The 16402-nt window shown below is 71.3% G+C and carries 10 protein-coding genes; 9 read left to right on the forward strand and 1 reads right to left on the reverse strand.

What is annotated here, in order from left to right:
* Positions 1-23: 23 nt before the first annotated feature.
* Positions 24-2159 carry a cytochrome c oxidase assembly protein gene (locus ACYVLP_RS14330; RefSeq protein ID WP_460628015.1) on the forward strand — a complete coding sequence of 712 codons (2136 nt, stop codon included), beginning with the start codon at positions 24-26 and terminating at the stop codon, positions 2157-2159.
* A gap of 229 nt (positions 2160-2388) precedes the next feature.
* Positions 2389-4386, forward strand: coding sequence for a hypothetical protein (locus tag ACYVLP_RS14335; protein ID WP_460628016.1), 1998 nt, complete (start codon positions 2389-2391; stop codon positions 4384-4386).
* A gap of 68 nt (positions 4387-4454) precedes the next feature.
* Here the strand turns inward: ACYVLP_RS14335 and ACYVLP_RS14340 are convergent, their stop codons facing one another.
* Positions 4455-4871: a cupin domain-containing protein gene (locus ACYVLP_RS14340; RefSeq protein ID WP_460628017.1), complete on the reverse strand. Its 417-nt coding sequence runs from the start codon at positions 4869-4871 to the stop codon at positions 4455-4457.
* Between the two features lie 467 nt (positions 4872-5338).
* On the opposite strand from ACYVLP_RS14340, the gene ACYVLP_RS14345 reads away from it, so the two are divergent.
* From ACYVLP_RS14345 to ACYVLP_RS14375, 7 genes are all read left to right on the forward strand, one after another.
* A complete protein-coding gene (locus ACYVLP_RS14345) occupies positions 5339-6706 on the forward strand; it encodes an FAD-dependent oxidoreductase (protein ID WP_460628018.1) in 1368 nt (455 codons plus the stop codon).
* A 394-nt stretch (positions 6707-7100) separates the two neighbouring features.
* Positions 7101-8327, forward strand: a complete 1227-nt coding sequence (locus ACYVLP_RS14350; RefSeq protein WP_460628019.1) for an ROK family protein — start codon at positions 7101-7103, stop codon at positions 8325-8327.
* Positions 8324-9322, forward strand: a complete 999-nt coding sequence (locus ACYVLP_RS14355) for a carbohydrate ABC transporter permease (protein WP_460628020.1) — start codon at positions 8324-8326, stop codon at positions 9320-9322. The genes ACYVLP_RS14350 and ACYVLP_RS14355 overlap by 4 nt, the downstream gene beginning before the upstream one ends.
* The gene (locus ACYVLP_RS14360; RefSeq protein ID WP_460628021.1) at positions 9315-10226 is read left to right on the forward strand and encodes a carbohydrate ABC transporter permease; all 912 of its coding nucleotides are present in this window, start codon (positions 9315-9317) and stop codon (positions 10224-10226) included. Before ACYVLP_RS14355 ends, ACYVLP_RS14360 begins: the two co-directional genes overlap by 8 nt.
* Before the next feature lie 106 nt (positions 10227-10332).
* Complete coding sequence (locus ACYVLP_RS14365) at positions 10333-11598, forward strand: ABC transporter substrate-binding protein (RefSeq protein ID WP_460628022.1); 1266 nt, start codon at positions 10333-10335, stop codon at positions 11596-11598.
* Positions 11599-11706: 108 nt separating this feature from the next.
* Positions 11707-14013: a glycoside hydrolase family 31 protein gene (locus ACYVLP_RS14370; RefSeq protein WP_460628023.1), complete on the forward strand. Its 2307-nt coding sequence runs from the start codon at positions 11707-11709 to the stop codon at positions 14011-14013.
* Positions 14010-16343, forward strand: coding sequence for a glycoside hydrolase family 31 protein (locus ACYVLP_RS14375; protein WP_460628024.1), 2334 nt, complete (start codon positions 14010-14012; stop codon positions 16341-16343). Before ACYVLP_RS14370 ends, ACYVLP_RS14375 begins: the two co-directional genes overlap by 4 nt.
* Positions 16344-16402 lie beyond the last annotated feature (59 nt).

Genomic DNA, 16402 nt, shown 5'->3' on the forward strand with positions numbered 1-16402 from the left:
CATGATGCAGACATGATGCCGGCATGACGCCGCCCCCGACCCGTCGACGGGTCGCGGTCCCGCCCGGGGCCGTGCCATGGCTGGCCGTGCTGGCCGGTGTGCTCGCGTCGGCCATCGCCGCCTGGTCGACCGGTGCCATGAACCCCCTCGTCTTCGTCGAGGATGCCGGACCACTGGTCCGCTGGGCCGCGCCGCTGCTGCGGGTCGGGCACGACGTCGCCGCGTCGATGACTTTCGCGGCGCTCGTGTTCGCCGCGTCGCTCGTGCCCGACCCGGCCCGCCCAGCCCGCGCGGCCCGCGCGGCCGGCGGTGCGCCCCGGGATCCCGGCCGGACGGCATACGACGAGCCGGGGCTGGGCCCTGGGCGCGCCCTGCGCCTGGCCACGATCGCGGGCCTCGCGTGGACGCTGACCGCGCTCGTGGGGGTCGTGCTGTCGTTCGCCGAAGCCGCCGGGCTGCCGCTCACCAGCCCGGCCCTCGCCGGGCAGTTCGGGGCGCTTGTCTGGGAGCTGGACAGCACGCGAGTCGGCCTCATCAGCGCGGCTTGTGCGGTGGTCGTGACGACCGGTGCGGCGCTCGCCCGGCGTCGCGCTGCGGCGGCGTGGCTGGCGGCTCTGGCCGGCTTCGGCATCGTCGTCCTCGGCCTGGCGAGCCACACGGGCACGTCCGACGAGCACGAGACGTCGGTCAACGCCATGGGGCTGCACCTGATCGGGGCGATGATGTGGGTCGGCGGCCTCCTCACCCTGATCGTCCTCCACCGGACGTTCGCCCGGAGCCTCGCCGTCGTCGCGACCCGCTACTCGACTCTCGCGCTTGTCTCGTTCGTCACCGTCGGTCTCTCGGGGGGCCTCGCGACCACCACGCGCCTGGTCACGTGGAGCGACTTCGGCACGCCGTACGGCCTGCTCATCGTGGTCAAGATCGCCGCGTTCGTCGCGCTCGGTGCGGCGGGGTGGTGGCATCGCCGATCGACGATCTCGGACCTTCAGGCCGGCATCAGCGGACGGCCGTTCTTCCGGCTCGCCGTGGGCGAGGCGATCGTCATGGGGGTGACCTTCGGGGTCGCCACGGCGCTGTCGCGCAGCGCTCCGCCCGAGCCCGAGGACTTCCCCGACCCCACGCCTACCCTGTCGATCACGGGCTTTCCGGCACCGCCGGCGCCGACCTTGGCATCGCTGTGGACGCAGTGGCGGGTCGACTGGCTCATGCTCGCGGTGGCCGTCGTAGCCCTGCTGACGTATGCCGCAGGGATCGTCGGCGCGCGCGTGGCCGATGCCCAGAGCCTCGTCGCTGCACACGGCGCCGCGGAGGCCGATCGCGAGCGACCGGGCGACGCGGGTCCGACGCGTCACCGCCCGCGACCGGTGGCGCGGCCGGTGGCCCGCTCGATGCGGCACTGGCCCGCTTGGCGCGTCGTGTCCTGGGTGCTCGGCTGGCTCGTCTTCGTGTGGGCGACCTGCGGCGCGATCGGCATCTACGGGCGGGTCGCGATCTCGTGGCACCTCGCGCTGCAGCTGGTGCTCGCATTCGTCGTCGCGCCTCTGGTCGTGCTCGGTGCTCCGGTCGAGCTGGCCCGGCGAGCGCTGCGTCCGCGAGCCGATGGCACCCTGGGGCCGCGGGAGCTGGTGCTCGGCGTCGCCGACTCCCGGACGATCCGGGCGCTGACCCGACCATGGGTGGCGACGGTGCTGCTGGTCGGTGGTTTCGTGGGGTTCCACGGCTCGGGACTGCTCGACCTGGCGCTCACGACCCATCCGGGCCACCTCGTCATGGTCGTGGTCACCCTCGCAGTGGGCGTGCTCTGGTCCAGCGCGATCATCGGCTCGGCGCGACCCTCGGCGCGGGTGACCTCGACGGCGCGTGCGCCGGCCGACGGGTATGCCGCTGTCCCCGGCCGCGGGTGGTCCCGCGCCGTGCTCGCGTGCCTGGTCGTCGTCGTGCTCGCGGCGTTCGCTGCGGCCTACTGGCTGAGCCGGACCACGAGCCTGTTGGCCGGTGACCTCTTCGCGCGGATGGCGCTTGGCTGGGACCACGACCTCGCGACCGACCAGGCGAGGGCCGGAGCCGTCGCGCTCGTGGCCGTGCCGGTGTGCGTCATCCTGGCCACCGGCCTCGCGACGGTAGCCCGCCGGTCGGGTCTCCGGGGAGACGACTGAGGCGGCGTCCGCGGCATACGCCTCGGCAGGGTTGCCGGAGACCCGGGGCCAGCTCCGGACAGGGCGCCGGCGAATCTGCGGATCGGCTCGGGGCGCCTCGGGCGCCGAGTGCCGCTACGCTGCGTCAACGGCTCGCGGGTGGTTATCGCCATCTCTCTTCCGCGGGCCCCGTCAATGAGCGATGATGCCCCGCGGGGAGGGCCACGAGAGGTGGCCGAGGGGGCTGACCGTGACCATTCGATTCAATCCACCGCCGGGCTGGCCGACGCCGCCCGCAACGTGGGTGCCGCAGGACGAGTGGCTGCCCGACCCCTCGTGGCCGGACCCGCCCGCGGGCTGGAGCTTCTGGACCGTCACGGTGCGCCCGACCAGGTCGGACCCCTCCGGAAAGTCCGGCAAGGGCACCAAGGTGTCGTTCCCCGTGGCGACGGCCGCCGCCCAGTCGACCGTCTCGCTCGCTGCCCTATTTCCCGAGCGCGGGCGCTACGAGAGCCCCACGTTCGGCGGCTACGGCACCACCGGAGTGCCCGACTCGCCGCCGGAGGGCGTCCCCACCAAGGCCGGCCGTGCGTACTACCGGCCGCGAGGCTGGGGATCCCAGCACGGCGACGGCGAGGGCGCCGACCGTGGGTCCGGCGATGCTGGAGGCGATGCTGGACGCGGTGCTGGAGGCGGTGCTGGAGGCGGTGCTGGAGGCGGTGCTGGAGGCGATGCTGGACGCGGCGCGGCTGACCGGAGCGGCGCCGGGGGGCCCGGACAGGCGCGCATCGGGTCCGTCCTCAACGGGTCCGGGCCGATGCGCGACCAGGACGGCACTCCCGTGCCGGACCTCGGTGTCGCGGGCACCGCGATCGACCCCACCGTGCTGCCCGAGCCCGATGGGCCGGGTGCCGAGATCGACGTCACCTCGGACCGGGGCGCGCACGGCATCCGGCTGTCGCCCATCCTGCGGCTGGTCCCGCACACATCGGGCCTGCGCGCGCAGTTCCGGGTCGGCGGGCCGGTCGCAGCAGCGCTGGCCGAGGTGATGATCCCGGCCATCGAGGCCTCGGTGCTCCAGGCTGGACGGGTCGCCGAGCAGTCCCGCGGTCGCGGTGGCCGGGCCGGGCGCCTGGGGTTCCTGCGCATGGGCCGGCGCGGCGACGAGGCCGGCGATGCCGGCGGCCCGCTGGGGCGCGCGTCGTCGAGCCCACTGTCGATCACGGACCTCGTCCAGCGGTCCGTCGCTGCGCGGCGCTCGAACGATCTCGCCGAGGCGGCCTCGGTCGAGGCGGCGCTGTGCACGATGCATCGCTACCCCTTCACGCCCTTGCGGCCACCGACGCCCGCACCGCTGCAGCTGGTCACCGCCGAGGAGCAGGCCCCGATCCATCGCAAGGCCCTCGAGGCGGTCGGGGCCAACGAGCCGGGCCTGTCGAAGCCGGAGCTGGCGGCCCGCCGAACGGCGGCCGCCGACCGGGTCGAGGCGCTCGTCCGCGCGATGACCGTGGCGCGGACCGTGTTCGCCGGCCGCCGCAAGGCGCTGGCCGAGGGCGGCTGGCTGCTGCTCGCCGGACACGACCCGGCCACCGTCGTGGCCGTCGTCGACGAGGCACTGCGGCTCTCGGGGAGCGACGTCACGTGCCTCGACGCCGGCGTGAACCCGACCAACCAGCGGGCCTACGTCACCGTGCTCGTCCGGTTCGCACCCATGATCGTCATCGCCGACGACGGGGTCGAGGAGAGCGCCTCCGGCCGTCCTGTCTGGCGCGCGCGGACCCCTTTCGAGCGGAACGGGCTGTATGCCGCCGGGCTCGCATCTGCGATCCTCGCCGCCGCCAAGCAGGTCGACTGCGTCGCCCCCGCCGCGGACGATGTCAACGTCGTCGTCGTCCGCCCGAGCCGCAACGGCAGGTCGGTCGAGCCGGTCTATGTCGGCACGCTCGACCGCGAGGACGTGTCGCTGCGACACCCCGACGCAGATCCGCTGCCGCTCGTGGCCAAATCGGCCGCGCCGCACGGGCTCCGCATCAACGGACCAGAGCGTGAGGTGACCGCGCTGGACCGGGCCGCCGACGTCGACGGCACCCTCCGCGAGATCGTCGCGGCCTGTCGGACAGCGATGGCACCTCCGCCGTCCCCGCCGTCCGCGCCGTCCCCGCCGTCCCAGCCGGGCCCGCCGGGCCCGCCGGGCCGGTCGGGCGGGTCGGGCGGGTCGGGCCCGCCGGGTGAGGCGCCAGTCGGATGACGGCTGGCCGGGTGACGGCTGTCGGGTGACGGCGCGGATCCGGTGGGTCGGGTGTACCGGTGGGGGTCTCAGCCGGGGAGTCCGTCGGCGGACGCAGGGGCTGGGCCCTCGACGTTGACCGTCGGGGTCCCGCTGCCACACCGGACGATGACGGCGCGGGATGCCTGGGCACCCGGGTTCGACTCGCGGTGGATGGCCCCCGCCGGCACCCGAAGGAAGTCGCCAGGTCCGGCCTCGACCACCTCTTGCCCATTCGGCCCCGACTCGAGCCGCATCCGGCCCGACACGATGTAGAGGGTCGTGTCGTGGTCACCGTGGTGATGCCAGCCGGAGACCGCGCCGGCCTCGGTGTCGACGGTGCCGGACCACATCGTCTCGGTCTGCAGGGCGACCTGCCGGCTCATGCCGGGGGTCGGGTCGGCTGGGGCGAGCTCGTCGCCTCCGACACGGGTACAGGGCTGGGCGGGATCGGGGGCGAAAGGCATGTCTCATCAAACTGCGCCCGCCACTGGACGTCGAGGGCCTGGTGACCCGCCCGCGAGCGACGTCCCCAAGTCGAGTGGGCGCTCCGTCCCACGAGCACCGACTGGCGCCTCGGATCCTGGTGCCCGCCAAACAGTCGAGTGCGCGCTCCGTCCCACCAGCCCCACGGGCCCCGCGACCTTCGCGCCAGCCAAACAGTCGAGTGGGCGCTCCGTCCCACCCGTCACAGGTGCAGCCGCGCGGACAGATGGGACGCAGGAGGACCCAGAGGGGCTGGTGGGGCTCCTGAGGTGGGGCGCTCACTCGACTGGAGGGGCGCGGGCCGTTGGTGGCCGGTGCGGAGTCCCTGGTGGGGCCGTCCCGAAGGCTTTATGCGGCATACGTCGGAACCGGGGTGCGCCGCGGTCCTAGCCTGGCTTCACGGGAGAACCGCACAAAACGGGGCGACGCCCCGGGAACGGAGCGACGGATGGGGTCGCGACGCGAGGACCGCCGGCGGGTGGTGGTCGTCGGTGCGAGCATGGCCGGGCTGCTCTCCGCGCGGGCGCTCGCGGATCACGTCGAGGAGATCGTCGTGTTCGAGCGCGAGGGACTGGTCGACCGGGCGGAGCCGCGGGGCCGGGTCCCCCAGGCTCGCCATCTGCACCTGCTCCTGTCGGCAGGACTGGACCGGCTGGTCGACTGGTTCCCTGGCGTCGCCGACGAGCTGGAAGGTCGAGGTGCCGTCCGTCTCGACGGGCAGCGCGCGTGGGTGCACCAGGGCGGCGCGTACCGGCAGCAGGGCAACTGGGGGCGCTGGGTCCTGTCGATGACGCGGCCGCTTCTCGAGCAGGTCGTGCGGCGCCGGGTCGCGCAGCTGCCTCAGGTCACCGTGCGCTCGGGCGTCACGGTCGAGGGTGTTGCCCTGTCGGACGGCGCCGTCACGGGCGTGTTCGTCGACGGCCAGGTGGTGCCGGCCGACCTCGTCGTCGACGCGTCCGGCCGCAGCTCGCGCATCGCCCACGACCTTGCCGAGCGCCACCTCCTCGTGCCGCCGATGTCGCGGGTGGCGATCGACATCGGCTACGCCTCCTGCTTCCTGCGGCGGTCGCCGGGCGACCTGGACGGATCGTTCGTCGTGGTGCAGGACCAGCGCACCCTGCGGGCCGGTGCGGTCCTTCCGGTCGAGGCGGACCGCTGGCAGGTGACGATCGCCGGCGTGCATGGGGATGTGCCGCCGGCCGACGACCGTGACTTGGTGGAGTTCGCCAGGGGGCTGCCGTCGCCCACGGTGGCCGACCTCGTCGAGCACTGCGAGCGCGTCTCGCCAGTGGCGACCTACCGTTTCCCCTCGAGCCAGCGGCGGCACTACGAGCGGCTCCGGCGCCTGCCGGTCGGGCTGGTCACGCTGGGCGACGCGTCCAGCAGCTTCGACCCGATCTACGGGCAGGGTATGACGTCGTCCGCCCTTCAGGCGGCCGCCCTCGAGTATGCCGTCCGCAACAGCTCACTGCGAGATCCGACACTCCCGGTTCGCTTCCACCGCATGGCAGCTCGCGTCATTGACGCGCCATGGCGGATCGCTGTCGGAGGTGACTTCAGCCACCCTGCGACGGTGGGACCGAGGCCACTCGGCACGGCTCAGCTCAACGGCTACGTGCAGCGCGTCATCCGCGCAACCCACTCGTCGGTCGAGGTGGCGCGGGCCTTCAACCGGGTCGTCCAGCTCGCCGACCGGCCGGCCGCGCTGGCGCGTCCGTCGACCGTGGCGCGTGTGCTGGTGAGCGCGCGTCGCTCACCCGTCGTCACCGGTGAGGTGATCCGGCATCCTCGCGTCGGAGACCCCCCGCCCGCCTGAGCGCCACGAGCACCCCACGGATCGAGTGAGCGCCCCGTCCCTGCAGCCCCGCCAGTCGGGCCGCCGCCCACCACGGTCGAATGAGCGCCCCGTCCCACCAGTCCCACCAGTCCCACCAGCTGTCTGGCGCCTCGGGGCTGGTGGGACTGCTGAGGTCGAGCGCTCACTCGTCCCGGAGATTCCAGATGCGCGGGTGGGGCGGGTGGGGTTGGTGGGGTTGGGCGCTCACTCGACTGGGGGCGGGGGGTGGCCTGGTGGGGCTGGTGGGGTTGGGCGCTCACTCGAACTGAAGGAGAGAAAGGGGGTTGACGGGCGGCGGCGACGGGGCTACCTTTCACCCTAAATTTAGTCCTGAATTTACTCCTGAACGAACCGAGGAGTCGGGACCCTGACGATGGGTGAGTCGACGATGACGACCAACGGTCACGCTGCCGGACGCGGCGACCTCGTGCGAGCCAGCGTGCTCGGCCTGCTCGGCACCCGGGGACCGTCGTCCCGTGCCGACATCGCCCGCATCCTGGGCGTGAGCCCCGCGACGGTCACCCAGACCACGAAAGAGCTGCTCGCGCGCCGGCTCATCACCGAGCTCGACTCGGTCCCGAGCGCGGGCGGACGCCCGGCTCGGCTCCTCGGGCTCGACCAGGCCGCGGGTTACGCGATCGGCGCGAAGGTGACAGCCGACCACATCGCCATCGTCTCCGTCGGCCTCGACGGCACGGCTCTCTCATCGGAGTCCGTGCCGTTCGACCCGAGCCCGCGCAACGCCCTCGACGTCCTGTGCGACGTCGTCGCAGGCGCCGTCCCGCGGCACGAAGGCAACCTGCTCGGCGTCGGTGTCGGGATCCCCGGCGCGGTCGACTCCCAGGCGTCCGGCATCGTCGACGCCCCGACGATCGGCTGGCAGCGGGCGCCGGTCGGGCCGCGGCTGCGCGAGCGTCTGGGCGTGCCGGTCCTCGTCGACAACGACGTCAACACGCTCGCTGCCGCCGAGAGCGTCTACGGCGTCGGCCGCGAGCACGACTCCTACATCGTCGTCACGATCGGGCGCGGCGTCGGCTGCGGAATCGTCCAGCACGGCGTCGTCAACCGGGGTGCCCACGGCGGCGCCGGCGAGATCGGGCACGTCCCGGTCACCGACGACGGACCGACCTGCGGCTGCGGCAACGTCGGTTGCCTCGAGGCCTATGTCGGTGAGTCGGGCCTCGTCGCCGAAGCAGTCCGCCGGGGGGTCGTCGGCCGCCGCGGCTCCATCAAGGCGGTGTCGCGCGCGGCTGCCGACGGTGACGAGCAGGCGCTCGCCGTCTACGAGCAGGCGGGCCGTTTCCTCGGACGGGCGCTCGCCGGAGTCGTTCACACCCTCGACCCGGAATGCGTGGTCCTCATGGGCGAGGGCATGAGCGACTGGCAGCACTGGCACGACGGGTTCGAGGAGGCCTTCCGGCGCCACCTCATGCCGACGCGGCGCGACATCCGCTGCATCGTCGAGCCGTGGACCGAGGACCAGTGGGCGGTCGGAGCTGCCTCGCTGGTGCTCGCTACGCCGTTCGACGCGGCCCTCGGCGGAGAGCAGGGCGAGCTGGTCCGGGCCCGCCTTCAGTCGGTCGCAGGTGGCGGGTCATGAGCGCCCTCACGCAGCCGCGGTCAGGCGCACGAGGCACCGGTGTCGCCCCGAAACCAGCCGGAGTCGCTCGGCCCGGCGGCATGAGCCCCGGCTCGAGCCGGCCGACGTCCTCGCGCCCCTGGTCCCGACGCTGGCGCAACCGGGCGTGGGTGCTGCTCTTTCTCGCCCCGAGCGCCATCCCGTTGCTGCTGTTCACTGTCGCGCCCATGGTCAGCTCGGTCTGGGTGAGCCTGCACGAGTGGAACCTCATCTCGGCGATGAAGTGGGTCGGCCTCGACAACTACAAGGACCTGCTCACCGACGACCAGACGCGGGACGTCTTCCTCCACACCGTGATCTACTGCGCCGGCTACCTCCCGCTCGTCTTCGTCGGTGGCCTGGGCCTGGCCCTCGCCCTGAACCAGCGCATGCCGGGTCGCTCGTTCTTCCGCGCCGCCTACTTCCTTCCGGTCGTGACCAGCTGGGTCGTGGTGGCCCTCGTGTGGAAGTGGCTCCTCAACCCGTCCAACGGCCTGGTCAACTCCATCCTCGGTGCGGTCGGGCTCCCTCAGCCGGGCTGGTGGACCGACCCGACGTGGGCGCTGCCAGCCGTCATCCTCAGCTCGGCCTGGAAGGACCTCGGCTTCGTCATGGTCATCATGCTCGCCGGCCTGCAGGCCATCCCGGGCGACATCCTCGAGGCGGCGACCGTCGACGGCGCCTCGACGTGGCAGCGCTTCTGGCGGATCACGTTGCCGCTGCTCACCCCGTCGACGTTCTTCGTCGTCGTGATCTCGCTCATCAACGGCTTCCAGGTCTTCGACCAGGTCTACGTCATGACCGGCGGCGGCCCGCAGGGCGCGAGCCAGGTCGTGGTCGGGCAGGTCTACGACCTGACGTTCCGCTACGGGCGCGCCGGCGAGGCGAGCGCGCTCTCCTGGATCCTCTTCGCCGTCATCCTGATCATCACCGCGGTCCAGATCCGCGGCCAGAAGCGGTGGGTGCACTATGCCTGACCAGCTGACCCTCACCCCGCCCACCAGCGCCGGAGCCGGCGACGAGCGTCCGTATGCCGCTGCGGCTCAGTCCGTCCCGTCCGCTCGCGGCCGCTCCGGCTGGCTGACCTGGCTCCGGTATGCCGCCGTCGCCCTGGGTGCCGTCGTCATGCTCTTCCCGTTCCTCTGGACGGTGGTCACGAGCATCACTCCCGAGGGCTCGCTCGCCGGTGGACCGACGCTGTGGGTCGACAACCCGACCGGTGCGGCATACACGAAGCTGCTCGAGACGCTGCCGATGTGGCGGATCCTGCTCAACTCCTTCTGGATCGCCATCGTGTCGACACTGCTGCAGCTGATCACGGGTTCCATGGCGGCATACGGCTTCGCCCGGCTCACCTTCCGGGGACGCAACATCGTCTTCGGGCTCTACCTCGCGACCCTCATGGTGCCCATGCAGGTGCTCGTCGTGCCGCTGTTCATCGAGATGAAGGCGCTCAACCTGCAGGACACCTACATGGCGCTGCTCGCGCCGTCGATCGCCTCGGCGTTCGGGGTCTTCCTGCTCAAGCAGGCGATCGAGGGCGTCCCGCGCGAGCTCGACGAGGCGGCGACGATCGACGGCGCAGGGCACCTGCGGATCTTCGCGACGATCATCGTCCCCCTCATCCGCCCGGGGCTCGCGACGGTCGCGGTCTTCGCCTTCATGGGCTCGTGGAACAGCTTCCTCTGGCCGCTCGTCGTCATCCGCTCCCCGGAGTTCATGACGCTGCCGCTCGGTCTGTCCACCCTCCATGGACAGTTCACCACCGAGTGGGACGTCGTCATGGCTGGGTCGGTCTTCTCGGTCATCCCCATCGCCATCGTCTATCTGCTGGCCCAGCGCCACATCATCGCCGGCGTCGCCCACTCCGGCCTCAAGTGACCGCGGCCCTCGCCGCGGGCAACTGAACATCCTTCTGTCACAACGCGATCCATCACCTCCGTCCGAGCGCCACACCCGGTCTCGGCAGGCACCGAAAGGCACACACATGAAGATCACCGCCAGGCGCAGCGTTGCGCCTGTCATCGCCGGCGTCGTGCTGGCCCTCGGCGCCTGCGCGCAGGGGTCCGCCACGAAGACCGACAACGCCGCCGCCACCCCGGGTGGTCCCGTCACGATCCGCTACATGAACTTCTCGGCCAACGGTGGTCACGAGAAGGACCTCGACTCGATCAAGGCCGCCTTCGAGAAGGCGAACCCGACGATCAAGGTGCAGATCGAGACGACGCCCTACGACAACTACTTCACCAAGCTGCAGACCGCTGTCGCCGGTGGCACCGCGGGCGATGCCTTCGAGCTCAACTACGAAAACTTCGTGACCTACCAGAAGAGCGGGTCCCTCGCCGAGCTGAGCGGCGTCGACGGCTCCGCCTACAAGAAGTCCCTGCTGGACGCCTTCCAGGCGGGTGGGAAGCAGTATGGGCTACCCGAGTCGTTCAGCAACGTCGTGCTGTTCTACAACAAGGACCTCTTCACCAAGGCGGGCGTCGCGGCGCCCACGGCGGACTGGACGTGGAAGCAGGAGCAGGACGCCGCCACGAAGCTGACGAACAAGGGCTCCGGGGCCTGGGGCGACTACCAGCCGATCTCCTTCTTCGAGTTCTACAAGACCCTGGCGCAGTCGGGCGGCGAGTTCTTCAACGCCGACAAGACCGCGTCGGCGTTCAACTCCGACGCCGGCAAGCAGGCGGCCGCCTTCCTCGTGAGCAAGTCCGGCAAGACGATGCCCACCGAGGCCGACGGCGCCGGCACGCCCGACTTCGACTCCAAGCTCTTCAAGAGCGGCAAGCTCGCGATGTGGCACACCGGGATCTGGATGTTCTCCGGCATGGCTGACGCCCCGTTCGGCTGGGACGTCGTCGTCGAGCCGGGCAACACGGCCAAGGCGTCCGCGATGTTCACCAACGGCGCCGTGGTGTCGTCCACGAGCAAGAACAAGGAGGCCGCCCAGAAGTGGGTCAGCTACCTCACGAGCTCTGACGTCATGACCGACATCCGGCTCAAGACCAGCTGGGAGCTGCCGCCCATCTCCGACGAGAGCAAGCTGAGCAGCTACCTCACGGCGGGCAAGCCGCAGAACCGCCAGGCCGTCTTCGACTCGCTCGACGCGACGGTCCTGCCGCCGGTCATCGAGCGTCAGCAGGAGATGCAGGACGCCGTGACCAAGGAGCTCACCGCCGCCGCGGCCGGCCGCAAGACCGTCGACCAGGCCCTTGCCGACGCGCAGCAGTCCGTCGACGCACTCCTGAAGTAGCAGATCCCCTGCACGTCGCGTGACCAGTGGGACGGGCGACTCACTCGACCTCCTGTCGAGTGAGCGCCCGGCCCCACCCGTCGCACAGAGCCCCGAACGAGAGATCCCGTGACCACCAGCAGCCTTGTCAGCCACCGTCCCTACGGCATCGAGCACCCGTATGCCGTGTCGCCCGACCAGCGCGTCCCCGTCCTGCCCGAGGTGGGCGGGACGACGACGCTGGGCGTGCAGGCCGGACCTGCCGTCGAGGCGATCGTCTGCGAATGGCGTTCCCGCGCAGTGGGTTCCGATGTCGCGGTCCTGGACCTGGCGCGGGTGGAGTCCAGCGCGGCCGACACGGCCGCGCTGGCCGGCGGCGAAGGGCATCTCGCTGAGGCTCAGGCAGCGTCCGTGGGCGGCGACGGCGGCTGGGCGGTCGAGTCGCCCGCGCTCGAGGACCCGGCTGGTTACGCCTACCGCTTCGTCGCGACCACCGTCGGCGGGCGCAGCGAGGCGACCGAGTGGTTCGAGGTCGCTCCCGTGCGTTGGACGACCGAGCTCCCGTCCGGGATGTCCGCGTCGGTGGACGGGCTGAAGGGGCGTCTCGTGGACGGGTCGGTGCGGTGGCTGGTGTCCGCGGACGGCATCCACCGCGCGGGTTTCGCCCTCGCGTTCGCGGAGGGCGACCACGTCGTCGGGTTCGGTGAGCGCTATGACCGGCTGGACCAAGCGGGACGCAGGCTCGACGCAGTGGTCTTCGAGCAGTACAAGTCCCAGGGCGCGCACGGACGCACGTACCTGCCCATGCCGTTCGCGCACGTCGTCGGTACGGGTGGCGATGGCTGGGGCTTCCATGTCCGCACGTCACGTCGCACCTGGTTCGACTGTGGCGCAGGTGAACCCGGTCGCCTCGGCGTAGAGGTGGCCCTCGGCGGCACCACGAGCGAGGCGGTCGACGTGGGCATCTACGAAGGGTCGCCGACGCAGGTCCTGTCCGCCTTTCTCGACGAGGCGGGCCGGGCGGAGGGGCTGCCGTCCTGGGTGTTCAGGCTCTGGGCGTCCGGCAACGAGTGGAACACTCAGGCGCTCGTCACGGAGCGGATGGACTCGCATCGCGACCTGGACATCCCGGTCGGTGTCGTCGTCATCGAGGCCTGGAGCGACGAGGAGGGCATCATGCTCTTCCGCGACGCGGCCTACGCGCCCCGACCCGACGGGTCTCCCTTCCGCCTGGACGACTTCGCGTTCTCGGCGGAAGGCGCGTGGCCTGACCCCAAGGCAATGGTGGATGACCTGCACGAGCGTGGCATCAAGGTGGTGCTCTGGCAGATCCCACTCCTCAAGACCGCCCTCTCAGAGGACGGACTTCACGAGCAGGTCCTTCACGAGGGCGAGGCGATGGTCCGCGAAGGGCACGCGGTCCGCGAAGCCGACGGGACGGCATACCTCAACCGTGGGTGGTGGTTCCCGAAGTCGCTGATGCCGGACCTGTCGACGCAGCGGTCCCGCGACTGGTGGACGGCCAAGCGCGACTACCTCGTGCGCGACCTCGACGTCGACGGGTTCAAGACCGACGGGGGCGAGCACGCGTGGGGACACGACCTGCGCTACGGCGACGGCAGACGCGGGGACGAGGGAAACAACCTCTACCCCGTGCACTATGCGCGCGCCTTCGGCGACCTTCTGCGCAAGCACGGCAAGGCACCGATCACGTTCTCTCGCAGCGGATTCACCGGCTCCCAGGCTCATGGCATCTTCTGGGCGGGCGACGAGGACTCCACCTGGGAGGCGTTCCGCAGCTCGGTGACGGCGGGGCTGACGGCGGCGTCGTGCGGCATCGTCTACTGGGGTTGGGACCTCGCCGGATTCTCCGGACCCGGTCCGGACGCCGAGCTCTACCTGCGGGCCGCCGGGGCGTCCGCCTTCATGCCGATCATGCAGTACCACTCGGAGTTCAACCACCACCAGAAGCCCCTCCGGGACCGCACGCCGTGGCACGTCGCGGAGCTCACGGGCGACGAGCGGGTGGTGCCGGTCTTCCGCGAGCTCGCCCTGCTGCGGGAGCGACTCGTCGAGTACCTGGCCCGATCCGCGGCCGTCACGGTGAGCACCGACCGGCCGCTGATGCGCCCTCTCTTCTTCGACCACGCGGGGGAGCCTGCGGCCTGGGAGCATCCGCATGACTGGATGCTCGGAGACGACCTGCTCGTCAGTCCGGTGACCGCGCCCGGCGTCACGACCTGGCCGGTGTGGCTGCCACCGGGTGACTGGGTCGACGTCTGGACCGGCGAGGTGCAGGCGGGTGGCCGGGTCGTCCAGCGCGACGTGCCGATCGACATCGTGCCCGTCTGGTGCCGCGCCGAGTCGTGGACGTCACTCGCTCCCGTCTTCGAGGCGGCCGGGCGCCCGGCCGGAACTGGCAGGGTGGACGCATGAGGACCGACCACTTCATCCGGTTCGAGCGTGTCGACTCCGTGGAGCGCACGGGGCGTGGCCTGCTGGCCACGCTCCACGGCGAGAGCCTGCGGGTCGAGCCGGTCGCCGACGACGTCGTGCGGATCCAGCTGAGCCGCGGCGGAGCCTTCGACGACCAGCCCACGTATGCCGTCTGCGTCGATCCGTTCCAGCGTCCGGTCGAGTGGGTGGCAGAGGCGGCAGAGGCCGCCGCCGCGTGGCGGCTCAGGACGGCCGACCTGGTCGTCACCCTCTGGCTGGACCCGTTCCGGCTCGACGTGCACCGCACGGACGGCTCCGTGGTGCTCGAGTCGGCAGCCGACGAGGAGGGGCGCTACTGGACGTATGCGACCCTCAACGACGCCTGGACCACCCGGCGGCGGATCGGCGCAGCTGACGCGATCTACGGGCTGGGTGAGAAGGGCGGTCGGCACAACCGGCGAGGGCGCGACTTCACCATGTGGAACGTCGACGTCCTCAACGAGCACGCCACGGCGGAGTTCCGGGCGGGCCGCGCGGAGGACGACCCGCGCGCTGACCTGACGAGCGTCGAGTTCGACCCGTACTACGTCAACATTCCCTTCTTCTACCGCCGCGACAGCGAGACCGGAGACGTCGCCGGCTTCTTCACCGACAACGGGTACCGGGGCGAGTACGAGCTCAGCCACACGCACGAGCACCGCGTGTCGTTCCAGGGTGGGCAGTGGACCGAGTACGTCTTCGCAGGCCCGTCGATGCCGACCGTCCTCGAGCGGTACACGTGGCTCACAGGTCGCGCGCAGCTGCCCCCGATCTGGGCCCTTGGCTACCACCAGTGCCGGTGGCACGCGTACTCCCAGGACGATGTCGAACGCATCGGCCAGCGCTACCGCGATGACGAGTTCCCCTGCGACGGAATGTGGCTCGACATCGACCACATGGACGGCTATCGGGTGTTCACCTGGGACCCGGCCCGCTTCCCCGACCCGGAGCGCATGCTGAAGTCGCTGTCCGCCAATGGTTTCCGGACGATCTCGATCGTCGACCCCGGCGTCAAGCACGACCCCGGCTACGAGGTCTACGACGACGGTGTCGCTCGCAACGTCTTCTGCCGCACCGAAGGCGGCGACACGTACATCGGCCAGGTCTGGCCGGGCAACACCGCCTTTCCCGACTTCGCCACCCCCGAGGCGAGAGCCTGGTGGGGCGACCTCAACGCCCGCCACGTCGAGTCGGGCCTCGCCGGGATCTGGAACGACATGAACGAGCCTGCGACGGGTGAGATCCCCTGGCACGACATGCTGTTCGATCGGGGGAGGGTGTCGCACGAGCGGCTGCACAACCAGTACGCGCTGCTCATGGCGATGGGCACGATGGAGGGTCTGCGCCAGGCCAGGCCGGAGCTGCGCACCTTCATCCTCTCCCGCGCAGGCTTCGCCGGCATCCAGCGCTATGCCGCCAACTGGATGGGTGACAACCAGGCCCGCTGGGACCACCTCTGGGTCAGCGTCCCGATGGCCTGCGGCTTCGGCCTGTCCGGCCAGCCCTTCGTCGGAGCCGACATCGGCGGGTTCCAGGGAGACACCAACCCCGAGCTCTTCGTGCGCTGGATGCAGATGGGGGCCCTGACGCCCTTCTGCCGCAACCATTCCGAGATCGGACGCATCGAGCAGTACCCGTGGTCGTTCGGCGACGAGATGCACGCCCTCGCCCGGGACGCGATCCGGCTGCGCTACCGCCTCATGCCCTACCTCTACACAGCCTTCGTCCGCGCGTCCGAGACGGGCGAGCCTGTCCAACGTCCGCTCGTCTTCGACTACCAGCACGACCCGGCCGTCGTCGATCTCGACGACCAGTACCTCTTCGGCCGCGACCTGCTCGTGGCCCCGGTCACCGAGCCCGGCACGAGGGCGCGCGAGGTCTACCTCCCGGAGGGGGACTGGCACGACTGGCACACCGGAGAGGTGCTGTCCGGACGGCAGACCGTCACCGTCGACACACCGCTCGACCGGATCCCGATCTTCGTGCGGGCCGGCGCCGTCATCCCGATGTGGCCCGAGGCGCCGCTGTCCACCGACGGCTATGCCCCCGAGAGCATCGAGCTGCACGCCTTCGCGCCGGCCTCCGACGGCCGGTGGGAGTCGATCCTCGTCGAGGACGACGGTCTCACGTCCAGCCCCGCACCTGCCGGTGCGGCTGCGCCCGGACGCCTGACGACGACGCTCGCGCTCACGCGCACCGCGGGCGAGACCGCGGTGGCGCACGAGACGTCCGGGACGGCATACGACGGGCACCGGCGCACGGACTTCACGGTGGTGCAGCACCCGGCCTGACGGCATACGCACCTGGCACGCCTGGCTCCCGGCTCTCCTTGTGGGTCCTCCCGCGCGCG

It is taken from the genome of Intrasporangium mesophilum (assembly GCF_054783095.1).